9 protein-coding genes are annotated in these 26,484 nt (G+C 52.3%); all 9 read left to right on the top strand.

Features of this window, described 5'->3' with window-relative positions:
- Positions 1–186 precede the first annotated feature (186 nt).
- On the top strand, positions 187–2,571 hold the full coding sequence (locus EV294_RS08840) for an alpha-L-arabinofuranosidase C-terminal domain-containing protein (RefSeq protein WP_132305921.1): 2,385 nt from the start codon (positions 187–189) through the stop codon (positions 2,569–2,571).
- 95 nt (positions 2,572–2,666) lie between these two features.
- A complete protein-coding gene (locus tag EV294_RS08835; RefSeq protein WP_132305919.1) occupies positions 2,667–4,430 on the top strand; it encodes a cache domain-containing sensor histidine kinase in 1,764 nt (587 codons plus the stop codon).
- Complete coding sequence (locus EV294_RS08830; RefSeq protein ID WP_165930625.1) at positions 4,405–5,856, top strand: response regulator transcription factor; 1,452 nt, start codon at positions 4,405–4,407, stop codon at positions 5,854–5,856. The genes EV294_RS08835 and EV294_RS08830 overlap by 26 nt, the downstream gene beginning before the upstream one ends.
- Before the next feature lie 116 nt (positions 5,857–5,972).
- The gene (locus EV294_RS08825) at positions 5,973–7,712 is read left to right on the top strand and encodes an extracellular solute-binding protein (RefSeq protein ID WP_132305915.1); all 1,740 of its coding nucleotides are present in this window, start codon (positions 5,973–5,975) and stop codon (positions 7,710–7,712) included.
- Positions 7,713–7,786: 74 nt separating this feature from the next.
- Positions 7,787–8,743 carry an ABC transporter permease gene (locus tag EV294_RS08820; RefSeq protein WP_132307149.1) on the top strand — a complete coding sequence of 319 codons (957 nt, stop codon included), beginning with the start codon at positions 7,787–7,789 and terminating at the stop codon, positions 8,741–8,743.
- Between the two features lie 14 nt (positions 8,744–8,757).
- Positions 8,758–9,681 (top strand): carbohydrate ABC transporter permease, encoded by a 924-nt coding sequence (locus EV294_RS08815; protein ID WP_132305913.1) that lies wholly within the window; start codon positions 8,758–8,760, stop codon positions 9,679–9,681.
- A gap of 31 nt (positions 9,682–9,712) precedes the next feature.
- Entirely contained in the window at positions 9,713–10,636 is a 924-nt protein-coding gene (locus tag EV294_RS08810; protein WP_132305911.1) for a glycoside hydrolase family protein, read from the top strand.
- 172 nt (positions 10,637–10,808) lie between these two features.
- Positions 10,809–18,242, top strand: a complete 7,434-nt coding sequence (locus EV294_RS08805) for a SpvB/TcaC N-terminal domain-containing protein (protein WP_132305909.1) — start codon at positions 10,809–10,811, stop codon at positions 18,240–18,242.
- Between the two features lie 34 nt (positions 18,243–18,276).
- The gene (locus EV294_RS08800) at positions 18,277–26,478 is read left to right on the top strand and encodes a Tc toxin subunit A-related protein (RefSeq protein WP_132305907.1); all 8,202 of its coding nucleotides are present in this window, start codon (positions 18,277–18,279) and stop codon (positions 26,476–26,478) included.
- Positions 26,479–26,484 lie beyond the last annotated feature (6 nt).

The following is a 26,484-nucleotide window of genomic DNA, read 5'->3' as shown; positions in this document are numbered from 1 at the left end:
GTTTTTATTCTGTTTTTGATTCTGGAGTAGAAGAACATTATAATGCGTAGGTTGCTAGTTAACCCGAACATCCCTAGGCAACCGGATAGCAGGATAGGTCAGTTATAAGGCAGGATAATGAATTGTTTTCGCAGGCTCAACTCCTTAGAATCGTAAGAAAACGAGGAAAAAGGAGATCCAATCGACATGGGCACACAACCGGCATTAACGGTACGCACGGAAGAACGGGGCGCGGAAATAGGCGATTTGTTCGGCATATTTTTCGAGGATTTGAATCACGCGGCGGATGGGGGACTTTACGCGGAGCTTGTTCGGAACCGATCGTTTGAATTTGATCCCATCGACCATCCCGATTACCATGCTTTTACGGCTTGGGAGAAGGTAGAGAGAGGCGGCAGCCAGGCAGAAATTTCCATTGGCGAAAGTCATCCTCTAAACGGGCGAAATCCTCATTACGCCGTTATTGAAATTGTCGCGGAGGGCAGCGGGGTCGGGCTTATGAACCAGGGGTTCAACAGCGGTATTTCCGTCAAGCAAGGCGACCGTTATTTGTTCTCCGTATTTGCGCGGCGCGATGCCAGCTTCCATGAACCTCTAACCGTAACGATCGAAGGGAAAGACGGTACCGTTTACGGCGAAGCCGTCGTTGAGGTGAAGTCGGCGGAATGGACCAAATACGAGGCGGTAATAACGTCAAATACAGCGGATACGGACAGCCGTCTTGTCCTGCTGGGAAAAGGGCAAGGAAAGCTGTACCTCGATATGGTATCCCTCTTCCCGGAGAAGACGTATCTCAACCGGCCAGGCGGATTGCGAGAGGATATTGCGAAGCTGCTCGCCGACCTGAAGCCGAAGTTTATGCGTTTCCCGGGCGGCTGCCTCGTGCATGACGGTTCCCTGAATCCGGATGACCGGAACTCGATGTACCGGTGGAAAAACACGATAGGCCCCGTTGAGCAAAGACCGGCCAGAAGGAACAATTGGCGTTACAATCAGACGCTGGGCCTCGGTTATTATGAATATTTTCAATTATGCGAAGACATTGGCGCCAAGCCCATCCCGATTCTGCCGGGCGGATACGATCCGCATCACAACCGAATCGTTCCGATTGAAGAGCTGTCGCCATGGATTCAGGATGCGCTTGACTTGATCGAATTCGCTAACGGCGATGCTTCGACTACGTGGGGAGCGATTCGCGCGGAGCTGGGTCATCCGGAGCCGTTTGGCCTAGAGTATATCGGCATCGGCAATGAAGAGGTTGGAGAGCCGTTCTTTGAACGTTACCCGTACTTCCATCGCGCGATTAAAGAGAAGTATCCGGCCATGAAAGTGATTAATTCCTCGGGGCCTTTTGCCGCGGGAACGGAATATGAACGCGGCTGGCAATCGGCCAGAGAGCATCGATCGGATCTGGTGGACGAGCATTATTACAGTTCGCCGGAATGGTTCCTGGCCAACTACCACCGATACGACAATTTTAAAGAGGATGACCCGAAAGTTTTCCTGGGCGAATACGCCTCTTGGGGGAATACGTATTATAACGCCCTTGCAGAAGCGGCCTATATGACGGGGCTCGAGAAAAACGCGCATGCCGTGGGGCTTGCCTGTTACGCACCGCTCTTATGCAACGCCGATTACGTGAACTGGAAGCCGGATATGATCTGGTTCAACAATCACGAGGCGTACGGCACGCCTAACTATTATGTGCAGAAGCTGTTTATGCATCATCAAGGGCATCAGCTGTTAGCCATAGAAGCGAGTGGTCTTGACGCCGCCCCGTCCAACGCTAAGAAGCCGATCAACGGAGCGTTGACCCTTGAGACGGACCGCTGCTCATTCCGTTATTGGGATATCGCGCTGGTTAACGACGACAACGGGGAATTAAAAGAGCTGAACGGAGGCTTGCCTTGCACGCTCTCCGATACGGAAGAAGACCGGCGTAACGGGACGAAGGTCCGGGCAATTGATCTAGGGGAGACCGATTGGGAGAACTATACGATCACTCTGAAAGCTCAAAGAATCAGCGGGCCTAAAGGCTTTAATCTCGCGTTCGGTCAAACGGACGGGAAGAATAAGCGGATCTGGGAGTTTGGCGGCTGGCAGAATCAGGATTCCATTATAGCCTCCCATATCGATGGAAGAGGCTCCGTCCTCACCCAAAGTCTTTTTAACGTAGAAGATCATAAAGAATACGACTTGAAGCTCGAAGTGTCGGGTCGCCGGATACGCACCTGGATTAACGGCAGGCTCTGCAATGTGACGGAAGATACGCTGCCGGTCATCGAGCCATTGTATTATTCCGCAAGCTATGACCGGACAACCGGCGATACCATCGTAAAGGTTGTGAATGTGCAGGACAGCCCGGTTAACGTTGACGTCGTGCTGGAGGATTGGCGGAAGCCGCTTCTGAACATTGATGTCCACGAGATGTCCGGCCATTCGTTGGATGACGAGAATTTCTTCGATGCGCCTGATCGGGTATCTCCGAAGCGGAACCAAATCCGTGTCCAAGGCAACCGGTTTGCGTACGATTTTCCCAAGCATTCGATTACGGTATTCAGAGTGAAATAAAGCAAGATTCAAAAAAATCGCCTTAAAAAGCGGTTTTTTTGTTGTTTCTTTTATTTGGAGGATCAGTCAGCCGTTATTGCGAAAAGGAGATCGTTATGCTGAACCGGATATGGAAGCCCAGCTTGATGAGGCAAATCTTGATTCTGATTGCGCTTATGCTGCTCACGCTGCTTATTACTTACATCATTACGAACCGAATAGCCCAGCAAATTATCGAACGGAAGGTAACCGCATCCGTCAATACTATCCTGCAGCAGGTGAATGAGAAGATGACGAGCTTTGACAGCGACATGCAAGGAATATCCACCTTCTTGTTTTACAGCCCTAGCGTGCAGACCTATATCAATACCGACGATATGCTGGATCGGGTACTGATGAACCGCGAAGTGCTGTCGGTGTTTGCCAACACGATGTCCATAAAATCCAATATAAGGGGAATTCAGCTGTACGACCGCAGCGGGAAGCTGATGACAAGACTTGGCGAGGGCCAGGACGAGACGACAGCCCCCGTACAGACGATGTCCTACTCCGGGTTGGTTAATTTGGATGACCGTCCGACAGAGCATTTTTACATCATTACGGCTCCGGTATATGGACTGGACAGCAACCATATCGCAACGGAATACCGGGGAACGGGCCGTTACGTGATGGATGTCTCTAACCTTAGCCCGATTCTGAGAAGCGCGAAAGTTACGGCCAACTCCCGGGTGATGCTGTTGGACCGGAATGATCATATCTTAACCAGCGAAGGAAAGGTGTCGAGCAGCGACTCGGTTAACGTCGGCAAGTGGAAGGCGAATCCTAAATTTATCGTCCAGTCGATTACGCTAGGTCCTTCCGGCTGGAAGCTGATCAGCATTATCCCCAAGAGCGAGCTGCTTAATGAGTTGGGAACCGTCAAACGGATTAATGTTACGACCTACGCCATTATGTTCGGCATTCTGTGTATGTTTTTGCTTATTTTCTTCACCCGAATTCTTAAGCCTATTAAATCGTTGATGGATTTCATCAAGTCCTATCCGAAAAACGGAGAGGATAGCCGTTATCAGGTCGTTCACAAAAACGAGATTGGGGTGCTTGGCCAAAAGCTGAATAATATGCTGGACGATATCAGCGAGCTAAGCGATGAAGTCCGCTCTACCCAAATCCGAATGCTGGAAATTGAGCTGGCCAAAAAACAAATGGAAATCTCGGCCTTCCGGAACCAGATCAATCCGCATTTTCTCTATAACACGCTGGAAAGCATCCGCGCCATGGCCTTTTACCATGATGTCCGCGATATTGCCGATCTTTCGGAGTCACTGTCGCGTATGTTCCGCTATGCCGTGAAAGGAAGCAACTTTGTGACGATAGCCGAGGAGCTGGCTCATATTAGGGAATATGCGAGAATCATAGATTTCCGATTCAGGGGGCGGTTTAAGATCGTTATCCGCTGCGAAGAGGATTTGTTGAAGGAGACAATGCTCAAAATGCTTCTGCAGCCGCTTGTGGAGAACGCGGTATTTCATGGGCTCGAGCGGAAGCTCGGCGAAGGCGAAGTATTGATCGATATCCATAAACTCGCCGATCAGCGGATCAGGGTTCTTATTCAAGATAACGGCTACGGCATGAGCGAAAGCCAGCTGCAGGAATTAAGGGAAGGCTTGAAAGGCAACCAGGAATTTGCCTCAGGGGAACAGGGGAAGCAGAAGGGGATCGGAATTTCCAATATTTATAACCGGACGCATCTGTTCTACGGGGAAGCTGCCTCGCTGGAGGTTGACAGCGTGTTAAATGAACGGACGAGCGTCAGCATTACTTTTCCGCCGCACGCCATCGAAGGAGGAGCCGGTTATGTATCGCGTGTTAATCGTGGATGATGAGCCTTGGGTAGCTTACGGCATATCGAAGCTTATCGACTGGGAGTCGGAGGGGTTTCGGGTTATTGGCGAAGCTTATGACGGTTCGTCGGCATTGCGGCTTATCGAGGAGCATCAGCCCGAGGCGGTTGTCTCGGATATCCGGATGCCGGGCCTTAACGGGATTGAACTGCTTAATGAAATAGCCAAGCAGAAGCTGGATACGGAAGTCATTCTGGCAAGCGGGTATTCCGAATTCGAATACGCACAGCAAGCATTGCGGCTTGGCGCTTTCGATTATTTGCTTAAGCAAATCGAGAAGGATCAGCTGCTGGAAACGGTTCGTCGGCTGAGAAGCCATTTGGAGCAGAAAAAGAGGTCTGCCGGCGACCCCGATGCGCCGCTGGACGAGTTGTTCGAGCTGCTGGATGCCGACGGCCATACCCCGATTGGGCAATATCTGAGCAATCGGGGTATGAAGTCGGAGCATCCGAATGCTTTGCTCCTCAATGCGCTATTTCCTTATGCCGCAATGACGGATTCCTCCGGCAGGCTTAGGGAAGTGAACGCGATGGATGGTTATGTCATTAGAACAGGCTCGAACAAGCTGACCTATATTCTCCTATACGACGAAGCTTCGCATGCCAATGAACTGCTGGAGTTTATAAGCGGCAATCTTCAAGAGGCGAGCCATATCGGTATCGGCATGCCCGCTCATTTGTCGTATCCGCTCTCCAAGATGCTTCATGCGGCGGATGTCGCATTGTTCACGTCATGCTTTTATCCGGACCAGCGCATCGTTCGTTATAAAGAGCAGGAGGCTGGCGTCGCCGGGATCTCGGGCGTTATGCTGCAGCTGGAGCTGAGCATGAGGGAGCGCAAGCTGGCGCGGATGCTGGAATGCCTTCAGCTTCTTGCGGAGCAGTGCTTTGGCATGCAGCTGGATCAGGTCGCAAGCGTGTACAATCAGATCATCTCCCTTATTCATAAATATTACAGCCAGACAAGCCCGCAACGGGACATCGAATTTCTCACCTTCGATCAGCTGGCAAGAGCTTACCCATCGCTGGATGCCGTGTTTGAAAGGCTGAAGTCGGGCTTCGAGCTGGAGGGAATGCCTGATCTCCCGGTTATGAGCGGACAGGTGAAAGCGGTTATGGCTTATATCGATTCAAGTTTTACGGAGGATATTCTGCTGGGAGCCGTAGCAAAACGGTTTCATTTGAGCCTTAGTTATCTTAGCTTCCTGATCAAGAAGGAGACGGGAACCTCTTATTCGGACTATATTACGGGCAAAAGAATCGCGCTTGCCAAAGAGCTGCTCAAGGAAAGCGCATTATCCGTTCATGAAATCGTGGAGCGGGTGGGCTACAAAGACTATTTTCACTTCAACAAGCTGTTCAAGAAGCATGTCGGGTTAACGCCAAGCAAATACAGGAAAATATGAAAGCGCTATCTACAATTCAGACCAATTTGCAAAATTATAAACATATGGCCGATTGCCGAATCCGACTATCATGAAAGAGGCAAAAGCCATTACAAGTCTTAAGGGGGAACAAAGGTATGAGAAAGCATTACAGCTTGTGGACGGTCATGCTATTGTCTTGTTCGATAGCGCTTTCAGCCTGCAGCTCGAATCAACCGGATAACACCCAGGAAGGGACGAATAACGCCGCAGCTAGCTCAGCAGAGCCGTCGGCGAGCGCAGCGCCCGCGGATGCGGCGCCGGTCAAATTGACTTGGTTCTCCGATGTTAGCGGCTGGAATCCGCCTTCGCCTTGGAATTCGGATCCCGATTCGGTAGAAGGGACGATTACGAGCAAGACCGGACTGTCCTTCGAGTTCAACATTCCGGCACAGGATGCGGGCACGAAATTAAGCCTGATGCTTGTCTCGTCCAATAAGCTGCCGGACATTATGACGCTGACGGACGGCACGTTGGAGAAGAAGCTGATTGATGCCGGAAAAGTATGGGACTTGGATGAGTTTCTGAAAAAGTATGATCCTTCCTCCCCGCTGCTAACCCATTTTCCGCAGGACTTAAAGCAGGCTTTAATCGAGCGTGACGGTGGTTGGTATGCCTATCCAAGCCATATGGATACGCAGGATGCGCGCAAGATTTACCCGCCGTCCAGCGAATATTTCTCCGACGCGGCCAAATATCGGAACAATAACTCGATTATGTTCAATCAGGAGATTATGCAGCAGGCGGGCATTACGGAAGATGAGCTAAAGACGGAAGACGGCGTGCTTGCGGCTTTCGAGAAAGTGAAGGGACTGAAAATCGACGGAGCACCCGTTGTTCCGCTGATGATTAACGGGAAAGATTATCAAGGTTTATCGGTTGGCGGAACAGGACATGGCGGCACCCTGGGCACGCTGGAAGCGATGTTTGGCGCCATGCCGGTCGACAAGGATGGCAATTACCGCGACGTCATCCTGGCTCCGGAAACGAAGCATGCGCTTGATTTTCTGTACAAGGCGGCAAAGGCAGGCGCCTTTGATCCAAGCCAGATGACCGTGGATGATACATCCACAAAAGCATCCGTCAAGACCGGTCGGGTATTCAGCTTCATCGGCAACTCCGCGAATACCGGATTTACGGACGAGAATGCGGTCGGTACATGGATTACGCCAGGTCCGATGTTATCGAATGAGGGGACAAAGCCGGTAGCAGGCCGCTCCTTGAAGGCAGGCACAGGCTGGATGAACACGTTTATTTCGAAGGATGCGCCTAACCCGGAGAGAATCGCTAAATGGCTGGACTTCATGACAAGCGACGAGGGACTCTTGCTTAATTATTACGGCTTCGAAGGAACCGACTATACGCTTGATGCCAATGGGCTTGTCGTGCAAACCGAGCAAGGGCTGAAGGATGCCGCGGATTATTCCAAGACCGGCGTATTTGCCTTCTGGCCATTCCATAATATTGCCTGGCATGACCATGCAACGGTAGCTCCAACCTCGAACAAAGGGGCGGACAGCGTAATGGCCATGCAGGTACAGACGACGATTGGCAAAAATTCCGAGATTTACGATTCTTCGGCATTGATTATGCCTAGCAATTTTATTGAGGCGGGCAGCAAGATGGCCAATGATCAGCTGCAAATCAAAACCTATCTCGAGGCTCAAATATCCAAAATGATTTTGGCAAAAGACGAGGTATCAAGAGATAAGCTCTATGACGATATGATTGCCCAGGTGAAAAAGATGGGACTGGACGATATCAATGCGAAAATCAACGAACAGTTCCATAAGCAGCAGGAAAGTTACGGTACAACGATTAAAGGCATCAATTCTTAAGCAACGAAGAAGGGGATCGTGTCAAAGCCGGGTGCTTCGGCACGATCCGCCCTTGAGCAGGAGGGAGTCTATTGATGAATCCGTCGGATAAAAAAAGGAAGAGACAAAAAGGCTATGCGCTGCAATCCGACTTGCGAACGCAGACCGAGCTAGCGGTTATGATTGGGCCGGGCGTGATTTCCATCATCGTATTCAGCTTTTTGCCGCTGTTTGGCCTGCTGATGGCTTTCAAGCATTATGACCCCATCAGCGGCGTTAAAGGGATTTTCACAAGCCCGTGGAACCACTTCGATAACTTCAAGCTTATTTTCGATAACTTTCAATTTTGGCCGATGGTCAAAAATACGCTTGGCATTAATCTGATCGGGTCGCTTGTCGGCATACCCGTTACGATTATTTTCGCTCTGCTGCTTAACGAAATCGTCAGTACGAGGTTTAAATCGGCTATTCAGACGATTACCTATTTGCCGCATTTCTTATCCTGGGTTATTTACGGCGGCTTGTATATTACGCTTCTGAATCCGCAGGAAGGGATTATCAACTATTTGCTGGTCCATCTGCATCTGGTGAAAGAGCCTCTCCAATTTCTGTCCGATCCAAGCTATTTCTGGGGTCTGGCCATCGTGACGAATCTGCTGAAGGATCTCGGCTGGGGAGCGATCCTGTACTTGGCCGCCATGGCCGGCGTCGACCAATCGTTATACGAAGCGGCAGCAATCGACGGAGCGGGACGTTTCAAGAGAATGTTCCATGTTACGCTGCCCGGCATCATGCCAACCTTGATGATCATGATTATTTTCGCGGTAAGCGGCATGCTGAACAATAACTTTACGCAAATCTATGTCTTGCAAAACTCTTTGAACATGCCAGCCAGCCAGGTTATCGATACGTACGTCTATCAGACGGGCTTGCTGAACTTCCAATTTGACGTCGCGACGGCTATCGGTTTAATGAAGTCCGTGCTTGCGCTTGTCCTGCTTGTGGGAGCTAACTATGCTTCGAAAAAAATAACAAAATCAGGTCTGTTCTAAGGAGGCATCCCGGTATGGTTGGAGGAAAGTCTTTAGGAGACCGTACATTTTCCATTACGAATACAGTGATCATGGTCGTGATCATGATTGTGACCGTATATCCTTTTTGGTACGCCATCATCAGTTCCCTGAACAGCGGGATTGATCTGCAGCGCGGACCGGTGTTTCTATGGCCTCGCATTTTTACTTGGGCGAGCTGGCGCGCGGTTCTGGCCGATCCGGGTCTGCTAAGCGCAGCCTGGATTACGGTATCCCGCACCGCGTTTGTAACGATTATCTCGATCTTTTATACGGCGATGTTCGCTTATGCCTTCTCTCGTCCTTATTTAAAATGGAGAAAATGGTATATGGCGCTTGGATTTACCAGCATGTATTTCAGCGGCGGACTTATTCCTTCGTTTCTTTTGATCAACTGGCTTCATCTCTATGATCATTATTGGGTATACATTATTCCTTCTTTGTTTGGCGGTTTCTGGAACGTTATTATTCTGAACGCGAACTATAAAGCGATTCCGGATGCCTTGTTTGAATCCGCCAAGCTGGACGGGGCAAGCGAGTTCTCGATCTTCCTGCGCCTCGTCCTTCCGCTGTCCAAGCCGGTATTGGCGGCATTGTCGATCTTTACGGCGGTCGGGATCTGGAACGATTACGGAACAACGCTTTATTTTACGCAGTCCAATGACCTGCAGACCCTCCAGTATTTGATCCTGAAGCTGCTTCAGACAAGCTCGGCGGTAGAGCAGCTGTCAAGCTCGGCATCGCTGTCCAATCCCGCGGTATCCGAGCTGCTGTCCCTCGCGCAGGGACAAGGCGAAATTACGTCGCGAACGATCGAGTTAGCCTCCATGGTCATCGCATCGATTCCGATGATTGTGATGTATCCGTTTGCGCAGCGGTTCTTTATTTCGGGCGTATTGCTTGGGTCGGTAAAAGGTTAATTCCAACAGGAAACGGAGAGGAACAGCGGCTATGAAAGCACCTTTATTCAGAGATCCGATCTATGACGGGGCAACGGATCCTACCGTCGTCTATAACCGGGAAACGAAGGAATGGTGGATGGTCTATACGAGCAGGCGGGCAACCGCGGAAGGTCCCGGAGTGGCTTGGGTACATGGCTCCGATTTCGGAGTCGCGACGTCTTCGGATGGCGGACGGAACTGGGTTTACCGGGGGACTTTGCCAGGGCTTGAGTTCGAGTGGGGGCGCAATACGTTTTGGGCGCCGGAAATCTATTGGCATGAAGGCGTCTATCATATGTACGTCAGCTATATTCAAGGCATCCAGATTGAATGGACGGGAGAACGCCGGATTATTCATTATACGAGCAAGAACCTGATCGACTGGAAGTTGGAGGGACCGCTGCCGCTCAGCTCGAATCGCGTGATTGACGCATGCGTCCATGAGCTTCCGGGAGGCGGCTTCCGGATGTGGTACAAGGATGAAGAGCATGGATCGGCTACCTACGCGGCAGACAGCGAGGATTTGTACCATTGGCATAATCCCAGACCTGTACTTACGCACCGCGGGCATGAAGGACCTAATGTCTTCCGGTTCAAGGGCAGCTACTGGATGATTATCGATGAATGGAGAGGGCAAGGCGTTTACCGCTCCGATGATCTGGACAATTGGGAGCGGAACGGGATGATTCTCGAAACTCCGGGCGTCCGTAAGGATGACGCATGGATCGGCCATCATGCGGATGTAGTCGTCACTGGGAACGAGGCGTATGTCTTTTATTTCACCCATCCGGGACGTAACGGGATGCAAGAGGGCGCAAAAGAAGGATACGAGCAGCGCCGTTCATCCGTTCAAGCAGCACGGCTCGATGTGCGGGACGGAATTCTCGTATGCGACCGGGACGAGGAGTTTGAGATGAACTTGATAGCTGAATAAATAACCTTCAATAACCCGGTCGATCACGGACGGGTTATTTTTTTATGATTAAAACAATTCTGACATAAACCTTACACTGGGTTCAATAACTTTTTCCAAATGCCGATAAAAGTCATGGACGCTCTATTATGGAGTGACAAGGATATTATTTGAACGATATGGGAGGGAATTAATGCAACGCAAGTCATGGAATGACGAGCAGGAACGGTCCGCGTCATTCATTAAATCTGAGCTCACTCTTCCGAAAGGTGGAGGAGCCGTCAGAGGAATGGGCGAGACTTACGAGCCGGATTTATTCACGGGCAGCATGCATATGAGTATACCTGTCTATTCGTCGCCCTGCAGGGAGTTTGAACCGAAGCTCCGGCTTCAATACAGCTCGGGCAGCGGGAACGGTGTGTTTGGACTCGGCTTTTCCTTATCCGTCTCATCGATTTCTAGGCGAACGGATACCGGAATTCCGAAATACGACGGTACGGACCGGTTTTTGCTGGACGGCGAAGAGATTATTCCCAAGCTTGATCCCGACACCGGCAATCCGTTGATCCGAACAGAAAACGAAGGTAATCAACTTTGGACCGTTACCGACTTTATCCATAGGCTGGAGGGCTCTTTCGCGAAAATCGAATTCTGGCAGACCGCCGGAGCTTCTTTTTGGAGGCTGCAATCCGGCAGCAACGTTAGCTCGGTTTACGGCCAGAGCGCGACGGCCCGCATAGCCGATCCGGCCCGTCCGGAACGGATTTTTCAGTGGTGCTTAGAGCAAGATGCCGACGCTAAAGGCAATAAGCGAGCCTATTCGTATGTTCCCGAGAACGGGGAGAATATTCCGCTCGATTTGTCCGGGCAGAACAGGCAGCGTTTGGCTGCCGTTTATTTGCACAGCATCGATTACGGCAATTACTTCGATGAACAACAGGAAGAGAAATTTGCCTATCAGATTGTATTTGATTACGGAGAATACGATATCTCCTTAGAGTCGCTAAATCAGGCCGGCAGCAACCCCCACGTCCCCCAGACATCTTGGCCAACGCGAGTGGACTCATTCTCTACCTACCGAAGCGGATTCGAGGTGCGAACGCACCGTCTTTGCCGTCAGGTTCTCATGTTTCACCGGTTTGCGGAGCTTGGTCCGGATCCTTGTCTCGTTCGCATGACGCGGTTCTCCTATTCTCTCGATCCCTTGGTTCAATTGAACCGGCTGACTTCGGTCGAGATGATTGGCTGTCAGAGACAACAGAATGGAAGCTACATCACCCTTTCCACACCTCCTTTAGAATTTACTTACACTTCTTTTCAACCGAAACACCAAGCATTTCAACTCCTTCAGATTGAGGGAGGACATACCATCCCCGGATATCTGGACGGTACTTCCTATGAATTTGCCGACTTATACGGCGAAGGATTGCCCGGTATCCTGCAAGTCCGCTCCAATTCGGCAGCCTATTGGGAACCGGAAGGAAACGGAAATTTTCGAAGCGTGCGGGTTGCAGATTCATTTCCCGTGACGGAGGAGTCTGCAGCGGGATCGAGGACCTTTACTTTAACCAGTCTCGATGGCGATGGCGTCATGGATTTGGTCGTAACGGATACGCATTGGGCAGGTTTCTATGAAACCGAGTACGGGCGATCCTGGAATGGCTTGCGGCCATTCGAAAGCTTCCCGCTGGAGTATTTGCAAAGCTCCAATCCGAAAGAGCTGGCGGATATGCAAGGAGACGGCGTTCCCGACTTGGTTGTATTTGAGGATCGCCAAATCAAAATCTACCCTTCCGGGTATGAACGAGGCTATGGGAATCCGATTACCGCATTGTACCCTGCAGCATTTCCGCTTGGCTCAACGGACAGCGCGAATGAAGTGGTGACGTTTGCCGATGTTATAGGCGACGGTCTGCCGCACCGGGTCAGGATCCGGAACGGCAGTATAGAATGCTGGCCGAACCTCGGATACGGACAGTTCGCTCCGGTTATCCGGATGGAGCAAGCCCCTTGCTTTGAAGACGAATTTAATGCCTCTCGCCTGTTTCTTGGCGATCTGAACGGATCAGGCTTGACGGATATCGTCTACGTGTACCCGGACCGGGCGGATTTGTATTTCAATCAGGGCGGCAATGCGTGGAGCAAACCGGTAACGGTCTATTTGCCCGAAACGTTTGCGGAGACGGATCGCATTCAGCTTACGGACGTGCTTGGCAATGGATGTGACTGCCTGCTCTTCTCTAAGGTCAGCACGGATTCGGTCAAGCATTATTACTATGATTTTTCCGGCGGACAGAAGCCCAACCTAATGAACCGGACGGACAACGGCGTAGGCGCCATAACCGAAATTGAATATGCAAGCTCGGTCAAGTTTTATCTGGAGGATAAAAAGGCAGGCCGCCGCTGGCAGACCGTACTTCCGTTTCCCGTCCACGTGGTGGAGCGGGTTCGCGTGACAGAGGAATGCACGGGCAATCAGCTCACTACCCGGTACGGCTATCATGAGGGGTATTACGATCCGGCGGAAAAGGAATTCAGAGGCTTTGGCTTCGTGGAGCAATGGGACGCCGAGGAACGTTCAACGGGAACCGGAGCGGCACCTGTGTATTGGAGGCGTTGGTACCATACAGGCTCCGCGCTAAACGCAGCCGCTTTGTCCCGCCGCTATTACGATCAGTACTATAAACAGGACGCATTCGCTTATGCAATGCCGGACAGTTCTCTTGACGAGGCGCTGACGGGTGCGGATGGAGAGACGCTGCGCCAATGCTATGTTGCCTTGAAGGGTATGCCGCTTCGCGAAGAGGTGTACGGATTAGATCAACCGGGAGGAATCTCCGAGCATCCGTATACCGTGCACGAGAGCAATTACACCGTGAAGCTGATCCAAGCACGGCGGCCATCCGCCATGTTTGCATCGCTGCTCGTCCAGGCCAGGGAATCGATAGATTACGAGTATGAGCGGGATCCGCACGATCCGCGCGTGCGCCATGATCTGGTTCTTGCGGCGGATGAGTTCGGACATGCGACGAAGGAGATTCAAATTTATTATCCTCGCCGGTCAGAGGCGGAGCTCTCCCTGCCAGAACAGCATCAGCTGCAAATGCTGCTTCAAGTGAATGCCTATATTAACGAAACCGCCGAGTTTCGTCTGCTTGGCATGGAATGCGAGAGCCAAGCTTACGCGTTGTCGGGGATCGGGCAGCCGGCAGCCTTTTATTTCAATGTGACAGATTTGCAATTCCGGTTCAAAGACTCGCTGCCTCCGGTCATACCTTACGGATCGCTTCCAACAGCAGGCCTGGTTCAGGCTGAGCTGCTTTCCTGGACCCGGCATTACTATTGGAATTTGGCTCAGACGGATGCTTTGCCGCTTGGTCAAACGACGGGAATAGCGCTTCACCATCATAGCGAGCATGCGCTTCTTGCATCGGACCAAGTCAGCAGCCTCTATGCGTCCAGGTTGACAAACGAAGAAATCACGGACGACTGCGGCTATGTTTTGAATGAAGGGTATTGGTGGAATCGGGGGCTGGTCCAGCACTACGCGTCGAGTACGGATAACCGTTTCTATCTGCCTTGGAAAATCGAGAATACGCTGCTAGCCGGCAACACGAATCTCTTCCACCGGACGCAGTTCGGCTACGATCCTTATTGTCTGGTTCCGACGAATACGACTCAATATGTCAGTGAAACGGTATCCACCTCGATGTCCATGGTTCTGGATTACAACGTCATCCAGCCGAAATACACGACGGATGTTAACGGGAATACGGCTCAGGTTCTCTATGATCCGTTGGGCATGGTCACGGTGTCCTCCTTGTTCGGTACTTTGCTCGGCAAGAGGGTGGGAGACGGAGATCTTAACGCGTACCAGACCGTCACGGAAGGCTCATTCGAGGATGTGCTAGCCCACCCGGAACGTTACCTTCAGCAGGCATCGTCGTTTACTTACTACGATCTTTTTGCCTGGGGACAAGGCAGAGGTCCGAACCGTACCGTCGAGCTTTTCCGGGAAACGAGCGTGTCGGAGGAGTCAGACGGCCAAACAACCCGTATTCTCGTCAACGTCACTTACATCGATGGACTAGGAAGGGTTATGGAAACGAGGAAAAGAGCGGATTCCGCGGGCGATGAACGCTGGCTCGTCTCCGGCCGCACGGTCTACGACAACAAAGGAAGACCTGTCGAGCAGTATTTGCCCTATTATTCCAGCGTTCCCGTCTATGAGAAGGATGCGGATTCACAGGCAGTATTGCCTCCGCCGACAAGGACCTCTTATGACCCGCTTTCCCGCGTGTACCGCGTGGATTCGCCTAAAGGGTTTTATGCGAAAACGGAATTTACGCCTTGGGAGGAAGCGCAGTACGACTCAAATGACACGATTGCGGATTCCGAATATTACAAGCAGTTCATGCAGAGTTACCCAAGCCAGCCGAATCAAAGCCAGGCAGACGAGAAGGACGCTCTGCTCAAGGCCTACCGGTTCCGTAACACGCCGCTTGTGCAAGTGAAAGATAACTTGGGACGCGTTTTCCTGAGACTGCGCGATAATCTGGGCGAAACGTCAAGCGGGTTGTTTTCTGCTATGGTGCAAGGAAGCAGCATAAACGCATCGGATGTATGGAACGAACTGGTTCAGCAAGGATATGTGGAGATGACGAATGACGCCTCGGGAAGCGGAAGAGCAACGGCAAAGTTCCGTCCCTATGCCCCAGGCTTCAAGCTTGCGGTAGGCCCGGCATATGAGCCTTTCGCGGATCGGATTGCCGTGCTACTCAGACAGAGCTGTCTGCCGGAATACACGGGTTATGACAGCAAGGGCAACGTCAAATTCGAGATCAACGCGAAGCATTATTATGCGGGCATTGCGCAAGGCGCTCTGCTGAAGGACGTGCAGTTTACCTATGATATGCAGAACCGTCTGTTACGCACGGACAGCAAGGACGCAGGCGTGCGCCTTGGGATAAACAACATGTTTGACGATCCTTCGCATACCTGGGACAGCCGGGGGTTTCATACCGCTACCCTTTATGACGGACTGCAAAGAACGGCCCGGATTCGCGTGGACGGGTCAGATCCTGCTTCCGGTCTAAAGCTGGCTAATACGGTTGAAAAATACGTTTACGGGGATAATGCCGGACTTAACTTGGCCGATGCCCAAAACCGTAATCTTCTTGGCAAGCTGTATACCTTATATGACCAGTCTGGCGTCACGCATTATCAGCTATATAGCTTGCAAGGACATATAGAGGCTACCGAAAAGCTCCTGCTTGTTGATTACGCGGCCGAGCCGGATTGGGATGCGGAAGACGAGCCCGCTCTAAACGGGGAATCCTTCATTACCTCTTATGCCTATGACGGTCTGGGACGCCAGATCGCCGAAACCTCCGCCGATCAAACGGTGTACAGGACCGCTTATAATTTGGCCGGACAGCTGCAGAAGGTGACGGTTGACTTTGCGGAGCAAGCCGGAGTGCCGTTCATTCAAGACATTCAATACGACGCGGACGGCCAGCATTCGCGTATTATCCGGGGCAACGGGACAATAACGGATTTTGTTTACGAAGAGACTACCCGCAGGCTGCTTGGGATAACAACAACCCGGTCCGCTGCGGACGGCAAAGGGGCGGGAAGAAGCACGCTCCTGCAGAAGCTTTCTTACACGATGGATCCTGTCGGCAACATAACGAGGATGCGCGATGACAGCTTCGATACGGTATTCCAGAATCAGCAGATTGTGGAGCCGCTAAGCGACTACACCTATGACGCCCTTTACCGGTTGATTCAGGCTTCGGGACGCCAGCATCCGGGGATATTGCCGGATACGCACGCAACGGGCTTCAAGCAAAGCATGTGGCTGCCTGCAGCGCCGCCTCACCTGAATGACGGGGACAAGCTGGAAAATTATACGGAGACCTATACGTACGACGAAGCGGGCAATCTCGTCAGAACCCGGCATGCCGCAGCTTCCGCCACTTGGACGCGAGCACTGACGGTAAGCGAGGACTCCAACCGGCTGAAGGAAATGACAACCGGCACGCAGTCGGGGCTTCCGGTACAGCTGCAATACGATGGTAACGGCAATCTGCTCGCGCTTGAGCATTTAAGCTCCCTGCAATGGAATTACCGGAACAACCTGGCAAGCGCAACCGTCATCGCGAGAGAAGGGGACCAATCGGACTGCTCCTACTTCATCTACGAAAGCAGCGGACACAGGGTCCGAAAGGTGCTGGAGCGCAAAATCAGCGACGGCATAACCGAGATTCAAGAAAAAATCTACGCGGGCCGTTTGGAAATCAAACGCGTTACCCGGGTTCAGAATGGGGTGCGATCCATCATCCTTGAGCGGTACACCTACCGGGTCATGGAGGATGAACGAATGGCCGCCATCGTAAACTTTTGGACCAAGGACGATCCGGGACGCGAGACCGATGCCATTGGCAAACGGCAATTGCGGTATCAATTAAGCGATTATCTCGGTTCCTCCACCATGGAGGTAGACGAGGACGCCGGCTTGATCAGCTACGAGGAATATTTCCCATATGGCGGGACGTCTTATCTGACCGGACCGAATCAGGTGGAGGTCCAGCTGAAGGAGTACCGCTATAGCGGCAGGGAGCGGGATGACTGCACCGGCTTGTATTATTACGGAGCACGGTATTATCCGCCTTGGCTGGGACGTTGGTTGAATCCGGACCCGGCAGGCACGGCGGATGATCCGAACATGTACGCGTTTGTCAGCGGCAACCCGATCCGTTTCGTTGATCTGAACGGAATGGGGAAGAAGAAGAAGAAATCCGGCAATGGCGTCGCCAAGAAAAAGCTGGCAGCCAAGATGAAGGCACAGCAGCGGAAAAACGACTTAACGAAGTTTGTTAACGGCGACAGCGCGACGAAAGCGCAGACCATTTCGCAGTTGAGGGGAAGACCTCTCCGGGTAACTTTGGCGAGACAGTCTTTTGTCCGCAAGGTGCTTCATAAGGAAGCGGATAAGGCGCAGGTGGAGTTGGACCAGTTCGACGTGCCGCCAAGCTCGGGCAAAGCCCTGCCGGTAAAGGTAGCAGACCCGACAGGCGTGCAGGGAGGCTTCTTCTTCGGCAAACGCGACTACATCGAGAGACAGCATATCGTTTCCCCATCCAGTCTAAACGTGGACGGCCGCGATTCCACCAACGACACGATGGGCAAGGCAAGCGCCTTCCACAGCACAAACAACTTGCCGGCGAGTCTGTATTCCAGCAGGGATGATACCAAGCTTGGCGGCTTGGGCGAGGCCTGGTGCCACCTGATCGCTCACTGCCTGGGCGGTCCGGAAGCCTCCAACAATCTCGTGGCGGGAAGCCAAGGCTCCAACCTCGTGCAGCTCGGAATAGAGCTCGCCATTAAAGATTTTGTCAGCGCAACGGGCGAGAAGGTGCTCATTAAGGTAGGCGCCAATGTGCGGCTTAGGGCTGACGGCGCAATCACGCATATTGCGGATGAATTCTTCTATCAAATCTATGACTTGAGCGGCAAACAAGTTTACGCCACCAAGTTCAAAGCCGATATTCTTCGGGCGGATACGCTCCAGAAGCAGAAGAAGACGGAAGCGACCAAGAGTTTGAACAGCCATTTCGGCTATTAACTCCATTCGGGAACCAAGGAGGACCATATTATACATGGATATTCGATCGTATCTGAGCGATACTCATCCGTCGGTGGCGCAATTTTACGCCAATAACCCGAAGTTCGATGTAACCAGCTTCCAGTTCGCAGACGCGGCATCGGTAGAAGCTTTAAACGGAACGGGCGAACAACATGCGGAGGCGCTGCATTTGCTTGGCGGCTACCAAAGGCTGCTCCGACTCACCGATAATCCGCAGGCGGCCGGCGTATTGCTGGCCGGCAGCGACAACGGACATCCTCCGCTGCATTCGGCGATTCAGATTGCAGCGGTCAATCCGGAGCATTTTGTAAGCTCCTACGGACCGCTGCTAGGGGATGACGGGGAGGCGCAAGCAACCGTCATTCATGAGAAAGCTAGGCATATTCAAGCTCAGTTGATGCATGAATGGGCTTCCGTGTCGCAGCTGTCTGCGCCCTATACGCGAAATTTCGCGGCTAACTCCATATCGGGCGCAATTGTTCAGCATTATGAAGAGCTCCCCGATTATCAGAAGATCTTCGGTACGCTGAACTACTGCGAGTGCGATGAATGCAAATCCATTTTTGGCCCGGCCGCGTACCTGGTCGATTTGATGCGTATTGTGAATCAGAACATCACGGTGCCAAACCAATCGGCTATTCCGGCTAATATGGCGTTGGCGGCTCGCCGCCCGGATTTGGCCAATCTAGCGCTTACCTGCGAGAATACGAACACCACGATGCCTTATCTGCAGATTGTTAACGAGCGACTCGAGGCGACCGTCAGGTCGGCAATGGAAATCGAGGGGGATCTGTATCAGACCCTGGCAGCACAGGTATTTCCGTTTAATTTGCCTTTTCAATATCCGTTGGAGCAGATCAGGATTTATTTGTCCCGGATGAACGTAAGACTCCAGGATTTATTTGCGGTATTTGGCGCACCTGACGAGGGAACGGCTGCTGAAACGCTTGGCCTGTCCCCGGAGGAATTCCATCTGATTGGCACCTCTGCAACGGACGAAACGCAGCTGAAGACCTTTTATGGCGTAACCGATCTTGCAACGCTGTCCGACGTAAAGACCTTCTGCGGGCAAACCGGCATAACGCTGGTGCAGCTTCAGACGTTGTTAAACCAAGATCTTTCGGCAGCCGAGATTGAAGCCGGGCTGATGAAATCATTCTTCATTAACTATGGGCTTTCCCAGCCCCTTCAGGTCAACAGTCAAGGTGCGGCCTTGAAGATCGATTATCTGACCAATGACGCTCTGGACCGGATCCACCGGTTCCTGAGGCTGAGCAGCAAGCTGGGCTGGAGCTATGCGGATCTGGACTGGGCGCTGCAATGCGTCAACGCCGGAGCTCCGAAGCTGGACGCCGGAGCGTTGGCCGGTCTTGCGAAGCTGAAGTCTGCGATGGAGCAATGGAACATGTCCGTCCTGCAAGCCGGCGCGCTTATCTTCGATGTGAAGACGTACGGGCAGGGCGATTCCGCGGTATCGAATACGGTGTTCGATAAGCTTTTTAACGGACCGGAATCCGCCTCCTATCATCCAGCTGACGAAGGGAAAAGCAGCTATTCCTCTAATACGATGTTTAAGGACAACCTTTTATATTGGATGATAGGTGCGGCAGATGCCGACAATATGAAGCTCGCCGCCCGGATTGCCGCGGCCCTGAAGCTGAAACAAAACGATCTTGAGCAGCTCGCGACAGCGCTGTTCGGCAACGAGGCGAAGGTAGCGTTAACCGTAGGTCAATTATCCGTTCTCTATCGTTATTCCTTGTTTGCCGGCATGCTCGGAATGCCTATGGCGCAATTTGTTATGCTGCTTGCCTTGTTTCAATCCTTTACGCCCGTCCCCTCCATGGATGCGTGGATGTTATTGAGAAAGAACGCGGACCGCTTGAAGAGGTCGAGACTTAACGTCTACGAACTGGACTACGTGGTGAACGGGAACGTATCCGACTACGTCGATCCGCTGTACCGTTCCGCGGATCTGGACGGTTGGCTCGGCAATCTGCCCAAGCTTATCGCAAGCGCGGGTTCGGATCAGGATGCCGACATGGCGTTGAAGGATCAGCAATTAAAGCTGATTGGACAGCTTGCGGCATTCTTCCATGTGCAAACCGCACGAATAAGCAGCTTGATTCTATTGTTCGGCTACACCGATATGATCGCCGTGTTCACCGATCCGAAGCAGCGATCCACGGCGGAAGCAAGAATAAAGCAGCTGTCGCAGTGGCTTGTGCTGGCGAAGAGGTTCGGGCTGACAAACGATGATCTTGCGGTGATCAAGAACAGCCTCACCGCACTTGGCATTGTTAACCCGGCAAAGCTCAGTGCCTCGAATGTACTTGACATTTACGCTTATCAGGAATTGAAAGCGATCTTTGGCGATGTGAACGGAGCGGTTGCCGGATACCTCAGCGCTTCCTCGGAAAGTGACGCATCCGCCGCTATCGCCCCGGTTGCCGGGCTTACGGATACCGAATTGGCTTCCCTATTTGGGTTGTTCCCGCAGTTATCCCGCATCGACCGTCTATATTTGCTGCAGAAGGTGACGGGGATCATGCATGCAACCGGCGCCGGCTTTAGTCTTTTGTTAGGTGTTAGCGAGATTGCCGGACAGGATGCCGCAACGCATTGGACGGACTACGCGAAAGCGGCGGATAATCTGCTGCTGGCGTTAAGAGCGCGTTTGGGAGGCGACGATTGGGACAGCTTGTTCCTTCAGGTGAACGGTGCCGTTCAGGAGAAGCAGAGGACGGCATTGATTCCAACGGCGCTCCATGCGCTGTCGCAAAAGGATGATTTGGGATGGATCAAGAACAGCCGGAATTTGTATGAATATTTGTTAATCGACGTGGAAATGAGCGGCTGCGCGACTATCTCTTATATCAAAGAAGCGTTGAACGCCATTCAGCTGTATCTCCAGAGATGCAGGGAGCGGCTGGAGCCGGGGGTCGTTCAATTCAATATTCCTGAGGCCTGGTGGAGTTGGATGATCAACTACCGTCTTTGGGAAGCGAACCGCCAAGTGTTCTTATATCCGGAAAACTATATTAATCCGTCCTACCGGAAGAACAGGACCTCTCTGTTCACCGATTTGCAGAATACGCTGAAGCAGGGCGATATTACGAAGGGGACCGTGGAGGCCGCATTTCGCAGGTACCTGGACAGCTTCGCCGAGCTTGCCAAGCTGAAGGTTGTCGACACCTATCATACGCGCGTGACGGATGAGACGCATAATAACGCGGAGGTGACGTATCTTTTTGCCCGGACGGAAACGCAGCCTTACAAGTATTACTATATGACGCGGGATGAAGGCAACGTGTGGTCGGAATGGAACGAGATTAAAGTTTCGATCAATTCGGATACCGTCTCGCCCGTATATGTATTCAACCGCCTCTTCCTGTTTTGGGTCGAGCAGAAATCCGTAAGGGATAACGGCACCGGCTCGGCACAGCAGCGTTCGGTAAGAGCCACGATCCGGTATACGTTCTACAACTTCAGCGGTACCTGGGTTGCCCCGCAAACGCTGTCGGAGGATACGGTCATTTCGGCGGACAACAGCACTTTTATGAATTTGAATGGAGTCAAAACGCTGTTCGACGCTAGTCAATTTGATGCCTCTCAGCTTTGGTGGAACAAGGTCTATCCGCTTAAGATCGAAAGAAATAACTATCTAACGCCTAATGTCGGGGCCAACCCATTCGAGAAGCTGGTCATTTTCCTGGGTCCCATGATTGATATTGGCGGTCTGTCCGCATTCGCGATGCCGGCGGCCCCGCAGTCCGCTACAGACGCGCTGCAGCAATTCGAGGACCGTTTATACGAAGTGACTCATCAGTTCGTCCTGGCTAAAAATGTCGGGCACACCGGCTTCCTGCCCGTGTTCCGTCCTATCGTAATGAACGATGACCTGCAGCCCGGCTTTATCGTAAACCCGGACGAGTACATCATAGCGGGGAAAGAGGCATTAATCAGCCAGACTTATTTCCGGCCGGAAATTGACCGCAGCTCCGGCAGGCTGAATCTGATTGACACGAATCAAATCGTATACGACAACTATGCGGCTGATTCGATCCGGACTCCTTCGCCGGTTGTTGCGGCATCCCGGTTGAATGAAGCATCCTTTGTCTCGTCATCGCTTGGCCTGGATGCCGGGCAGTCGACGGCGGTTTGGAACGGGCTTATGAAATCCGGCTATATCAATGAGCGAGGCTTCGTTCAGGGCTCCTTCCGTTTTGCTCAGCTCGGAAAGGACGTGGCCGGCTATCTGTCCGGACAGGCGGATATCCCGGCGAAAACGTCTTATGTGCTGCAGCAGATCAGCGGAGCAATGGGAACGGTATCGCTGTCCGGCAATATGAGGGGCAATGAATACGAAGTGCTTACCGTAAAGAACCATCCTGCGGCCTTTTTGTTCAAAGGAGATAAAGAAGCCTTCCTGCTGATGGATATCGATGAGGAGCTGCATGTGCCCGCCATTAGCGAAGCGCTGCTGAACCCGGATACGATTTTTACGCCGGCGTCCTTTATTTCGTCCAATCTCAACATTAACGCAGACGGTTCCCAATCGATCTACAATCTGCTCGTGCAAGGAGGATTCCTGGATGAGGACGGGGTCCTGCAAAATGACTCGGATGCCCAGAGCCTGACGGAGTATCTGCAGCCGCAGCTCGTCGCCAATACTTCGGCAGTCGTGAACATCCTGATGAACAGTCCCATGTTCATGGAACAGTCCTTTGTCGCGCCGGCGCCGATTGATATTGAAGCTTCCGGCTCCCAATCCGTGTACCAGCAGCTCGTCAAATCGGGGTATTTGGACCCTAACGGCAGAATTATGGCCGATATCGATTTCTATGAATTAAACGAATTCGTGGAAGGGCTGCTGGACGGACAGCCAAACGAGAATCTGAAGGTCCGTCATGTCATGGATACGCTGTACCAATGGCCGTTTCCGGTATCCGTCGGTTTCCTGGACCGGAACAAGGACGGCATCGGCAGCATGAAATACAACTTCACGGCATTCCGCCTGACGACAGCAGCCGTTCACCGGCTTAGCTCGGCCCTCTTCACCGGCGGAATCGACGCGCTGCTCAGTCTGGAGTCGCAGCAAATTCCGGTTGAAGCGGAGCTGCTGTTCAAGCGATTCCGGTTCGACAGCCATTTTGTCATAGCGCCGGCGGCGGCGGACGGGGCGCAGGTTGATTTTGACGGAGCTTACAAGACGTATTATTGGGAGCTGTTCTTCCATGCGCCGTATTTGATCGCCGACCTGCTCAAGACCAATCAAAGCTATCAGGACGCAGAGAAGTGGTATCAGTATATTTTCAACCCTACGTTGCAGCCATTGCAGATCGGTCCGGGTGACTTCCAGACATCGACGATTGGGCTGACAAGCTCGCAGCGTATTTACAAGATTCTGGTCGATCAGAAGATTATTACGGACGAAGGGGCCGTAAGCACGGATTTCTCGGAAACCACGCCGATTGACCAGTTGTTCGCTTTCTTGGACGACAAGCAGATCGATTCGGTCCGAAACCGGCTTCTGAACGACCAATTGAGCAATTCGAATGCGCGTTTCTGGCAGTTTAATCCTTTCCGGAATCACACTTTGGAAGCTCTTAAGGATCAATTGACCAATCCGCAGGAGATTGACGCCTACAATATGGATCCGTTTGATCCGGACGCCATCGCCGGCTTGCGTATTGGAGCTTATGAAAAAGCGGTTGTAATGGCTTATATCGACAACCTTCTGCAATGGGGCGATTCCTACTTTGCGCAGTACACCTGGGAGTCGATTGTAACGGCTACGATGATGTACGTGTACGCTTATGATCTGCTGGGGCAAAGACCGGAGGATCTTGGGAAATTCCCGGAACCGGAGCCCAAAACGTTTAACGATCTTCTTGCGCAGTACCAGAAGGACATTCCGCAATTTTTCATTGCGTTGGAGCAGGAGGCGCCTGCAGGCGACGCATTAATGGCGTATTCTCCGTTCAATGCGCTGGACACCTATTTCTGCGTACCGGAGAACCGGCAATTTATCGGGTATTGGGACCGGGTGGAGGACCGTCTGTTCAAGATCCGGCATTGTCTCAACATCCAGGGCATACCGCAATCTCTCGCTTTATTCGAGCCGCCGATTGATCCCGCTCAATTAATTCGCATGGCGAGCTCCGGCGTAAATCCGTTGTCTGCCCTGTCGCCGGTGGATCAGGGGGTTCCTTACCGGTTCGCCTTCCTGCTGGATAGAGCCAAATCGATCGCGGGCACGTTGACTCAATTTGGCGGAAGCTTGCTCGCCGCGCTTGAGAGGAACGATGCGGAAGGTCTGGCGCTCCTGCAGAGCACGCACGAGAAAAATATCCTTAATCTCACGACAATGATCAAGGAGAAGCAACTGGAGGAGATTGCGGATACGGTTGCGTCCCTGACGGAGAGCCGGGCAAATGCCTTGTTCCGTCAGAATCATTACAGCTCCCTGTATAACGAGAACATCAACGGGCTTGAGATTACCGATTTGACCCTAAGAGGGGTTTCGGCGAATCTTCAGGTGGCTTCCGTTGCCATTCACGGGCTGTCGGTCGGGGCTTATCTGGCACCGAACATATTCGGATTGGCGGACGGCGGCATGCAATTCGGCGATGCGGTAAATGCGGGCGCCGCCATGGTGGACGGAACGGCAAACGGATTGGATAAAGCCGCCGGCTTGATCAGCACCGGAGCACAGTACGTGCGCCGCCGGGAGGAGTGGGGGCTGCAGCGGGACATAGCGGCTTCCGAGGTGAAGCAGCTGGATCAGCAAATTGCCGGTTCAAACGTCCGGGCGGACATGCTGCAGCGGGAGCTGGACATTCATCAACAATCGATGAAGCAGCAGGATGAAGTCGAGCAGTTCCTGCGCGGCAAGTTTACCGGCCAAGAGCTGTACCAATGGATGATCAGCCGGCTGTCAACGACCTACTTCCAATGCTATCAGCTTGCAATGGACATGGCGATGGCTGCGCAAGCGGCTTACCAGTACGAGCTGGAGCGGCAGGATGAATTCCTGCAGTTCGACTATTGGGATAATCTTCACCGCGGACTGCTTGCCGGAGAAGGCTTGCTGCTTGCCTTGAGTCAGATGGAGAAGGCTTACCTGTTCAACAATTCCAGAGATTTGGAGCTGGAGAAGACGGTTTCCTTGCTCAGCCTGGATCCGGTCAAATTTATGGCTTTTAAGGGGGGGATGCAGGGCGGCACGGGGACACAGGGCAAGCTGGATTTCGAATTCAGCGAGAAGCTGTTCGATTTCGACTTCCCGGGTCATTATTGCCGCAAGATCAAGTCCATCGCGATATCCATTCCGGCTGTTGTCGGACCGTACCAGAACATTAACGCAATACTGGTTCAAAACCGCAATTCGGTTGTCGTTCAATCGGACGATAAAATCTCGGGGGTCAAATATCTCCTCGATCCGGCTAATCCGTTACCGGGAACGGACGTATTAAGGCAAAGCCGTCTCGCGCAGCAGGTTGCCGTAACCAGGGGGATGAATGATTCCGGGCTGTTTGTTCTCGATTTCAGAGACGACCGGTATTTGCCGTTCGAAGGGACGGGAGCCGTATCCTCGTGGACGCTGAGTCTACCGCCGGAGACGAACCGATTCGATTTCGCCAATATCTCGGATGTAATCGTCAAGATCCAGTACACGGCCAAAGACGGCGGGACAGACTTTGCCAATCAGGTGCGGCAGCTGCTGCATGCGGACAACGCTCCATATCCGTATACGCCGGCGAAAATCATCGACCTGAAGCAAGCTTTCCCAAGCGAATGGTTTGCTTTGTTTAGTCCGCCTGCGGCTCAAGGCGTGCAGCAGATCAGCTTCCCAATCACGGACCGGACGATTTTGACTCATTTATCGAATGTAAGCCTATTGTCAGCCACGGTTCTGGTACAGACGTCCAATCAAGCAATCGTGTCCGATAAGGATGCGAATACGCCGTTTTTGAGCTTGAAGCTTGGGGATAATCCAGCGGCGCCGATCCGCGTCACGAACAACTCGGGCACTTGCGATTTAAGCAATATCGCAGGAACCGGCTTCAATGCCGTCCTGCAATTCCAATTATCCAATACGCCGGCGGCTCTTCTGCTTAATGGAGCATTAAATCCGGATGTGTTAGCAGGGCTTACGGTCATTATTACTTATCAATCCAATGTATTCGCGAAAACAAGCACAACCAACTAAACCAAT

This window comes from Paenibacillus sp. BK033, from assembly GCF_004345425.1.
Classification (GTDB): Bacteria; Bacillota; Bacilli; order Paenibacillales; family Paenibacillaceae; genus Pristimantibacillus.
This window is presented reverse-complemented; position numbering and strand designations above follow the sequence as displayed.

Coding starts and splice junctions, on each gene's coding strand:
- EV294_RS08800 (WP_132305907.1), top strand. CDS start 18,277: ATGGATATTCGATCGTATCTGAGCGATACTCATCCGTCGGTGGCGCAA.
- EV294_RS08840 (WP_132305921.1), top strand. CDS start 187: ATGGGCACACAACCGGCATTAACGGTACGCACGGAAGAACGGGGCGCG.
- EV294_RS08820 (WP_132307149.1), top strand. CDS start 7,787: ATGAATCCGTCGGATAAAAAAAGGAAGAGACAAAAAGGCTATGCGCTG.
- EV294_RS08815 (WP_132305913.1), top strand. CDS start 8,758: ATGGTTGGAGGAAAGTCTTTAGGAGACCGTACATTTTCCATTACGAAT.
- EV294_RS08810 (WP_132305911.1), top strand. CDS start 9,713: ATGAAAGCACCTTTATTCAGAGATCCGATCTATGACGGGGCAACGGAT.
- EV294_RS08805 (WP_132305909.1), top strand. CDS start 10,809: ATGCAACGCAAGTCATGGAATGACGAGCAGGAACGGTCCGCGTCATTC.
- EV294_RS08830 (WP_165930625.1), top strand. CDS start 4,405: ATGTATCGCGTGTTAATCGTGGATGATGAGCCTTGGGTAGCTTACGGC.
- EV294_RS08825 (WP_132305915.1), top strand. CDS start 5,973: ATGAGAAAGCATTACAGCTTGTGGACGGTCATGCTATTGTCTTGTTCG.
- EV294_RS08835 (WP_132305919.1), top strand. CDS start 2,667: ATGCTGAACCGGATATGGAAGCCCAGCTTGATGAGGCAAATCTTGATT.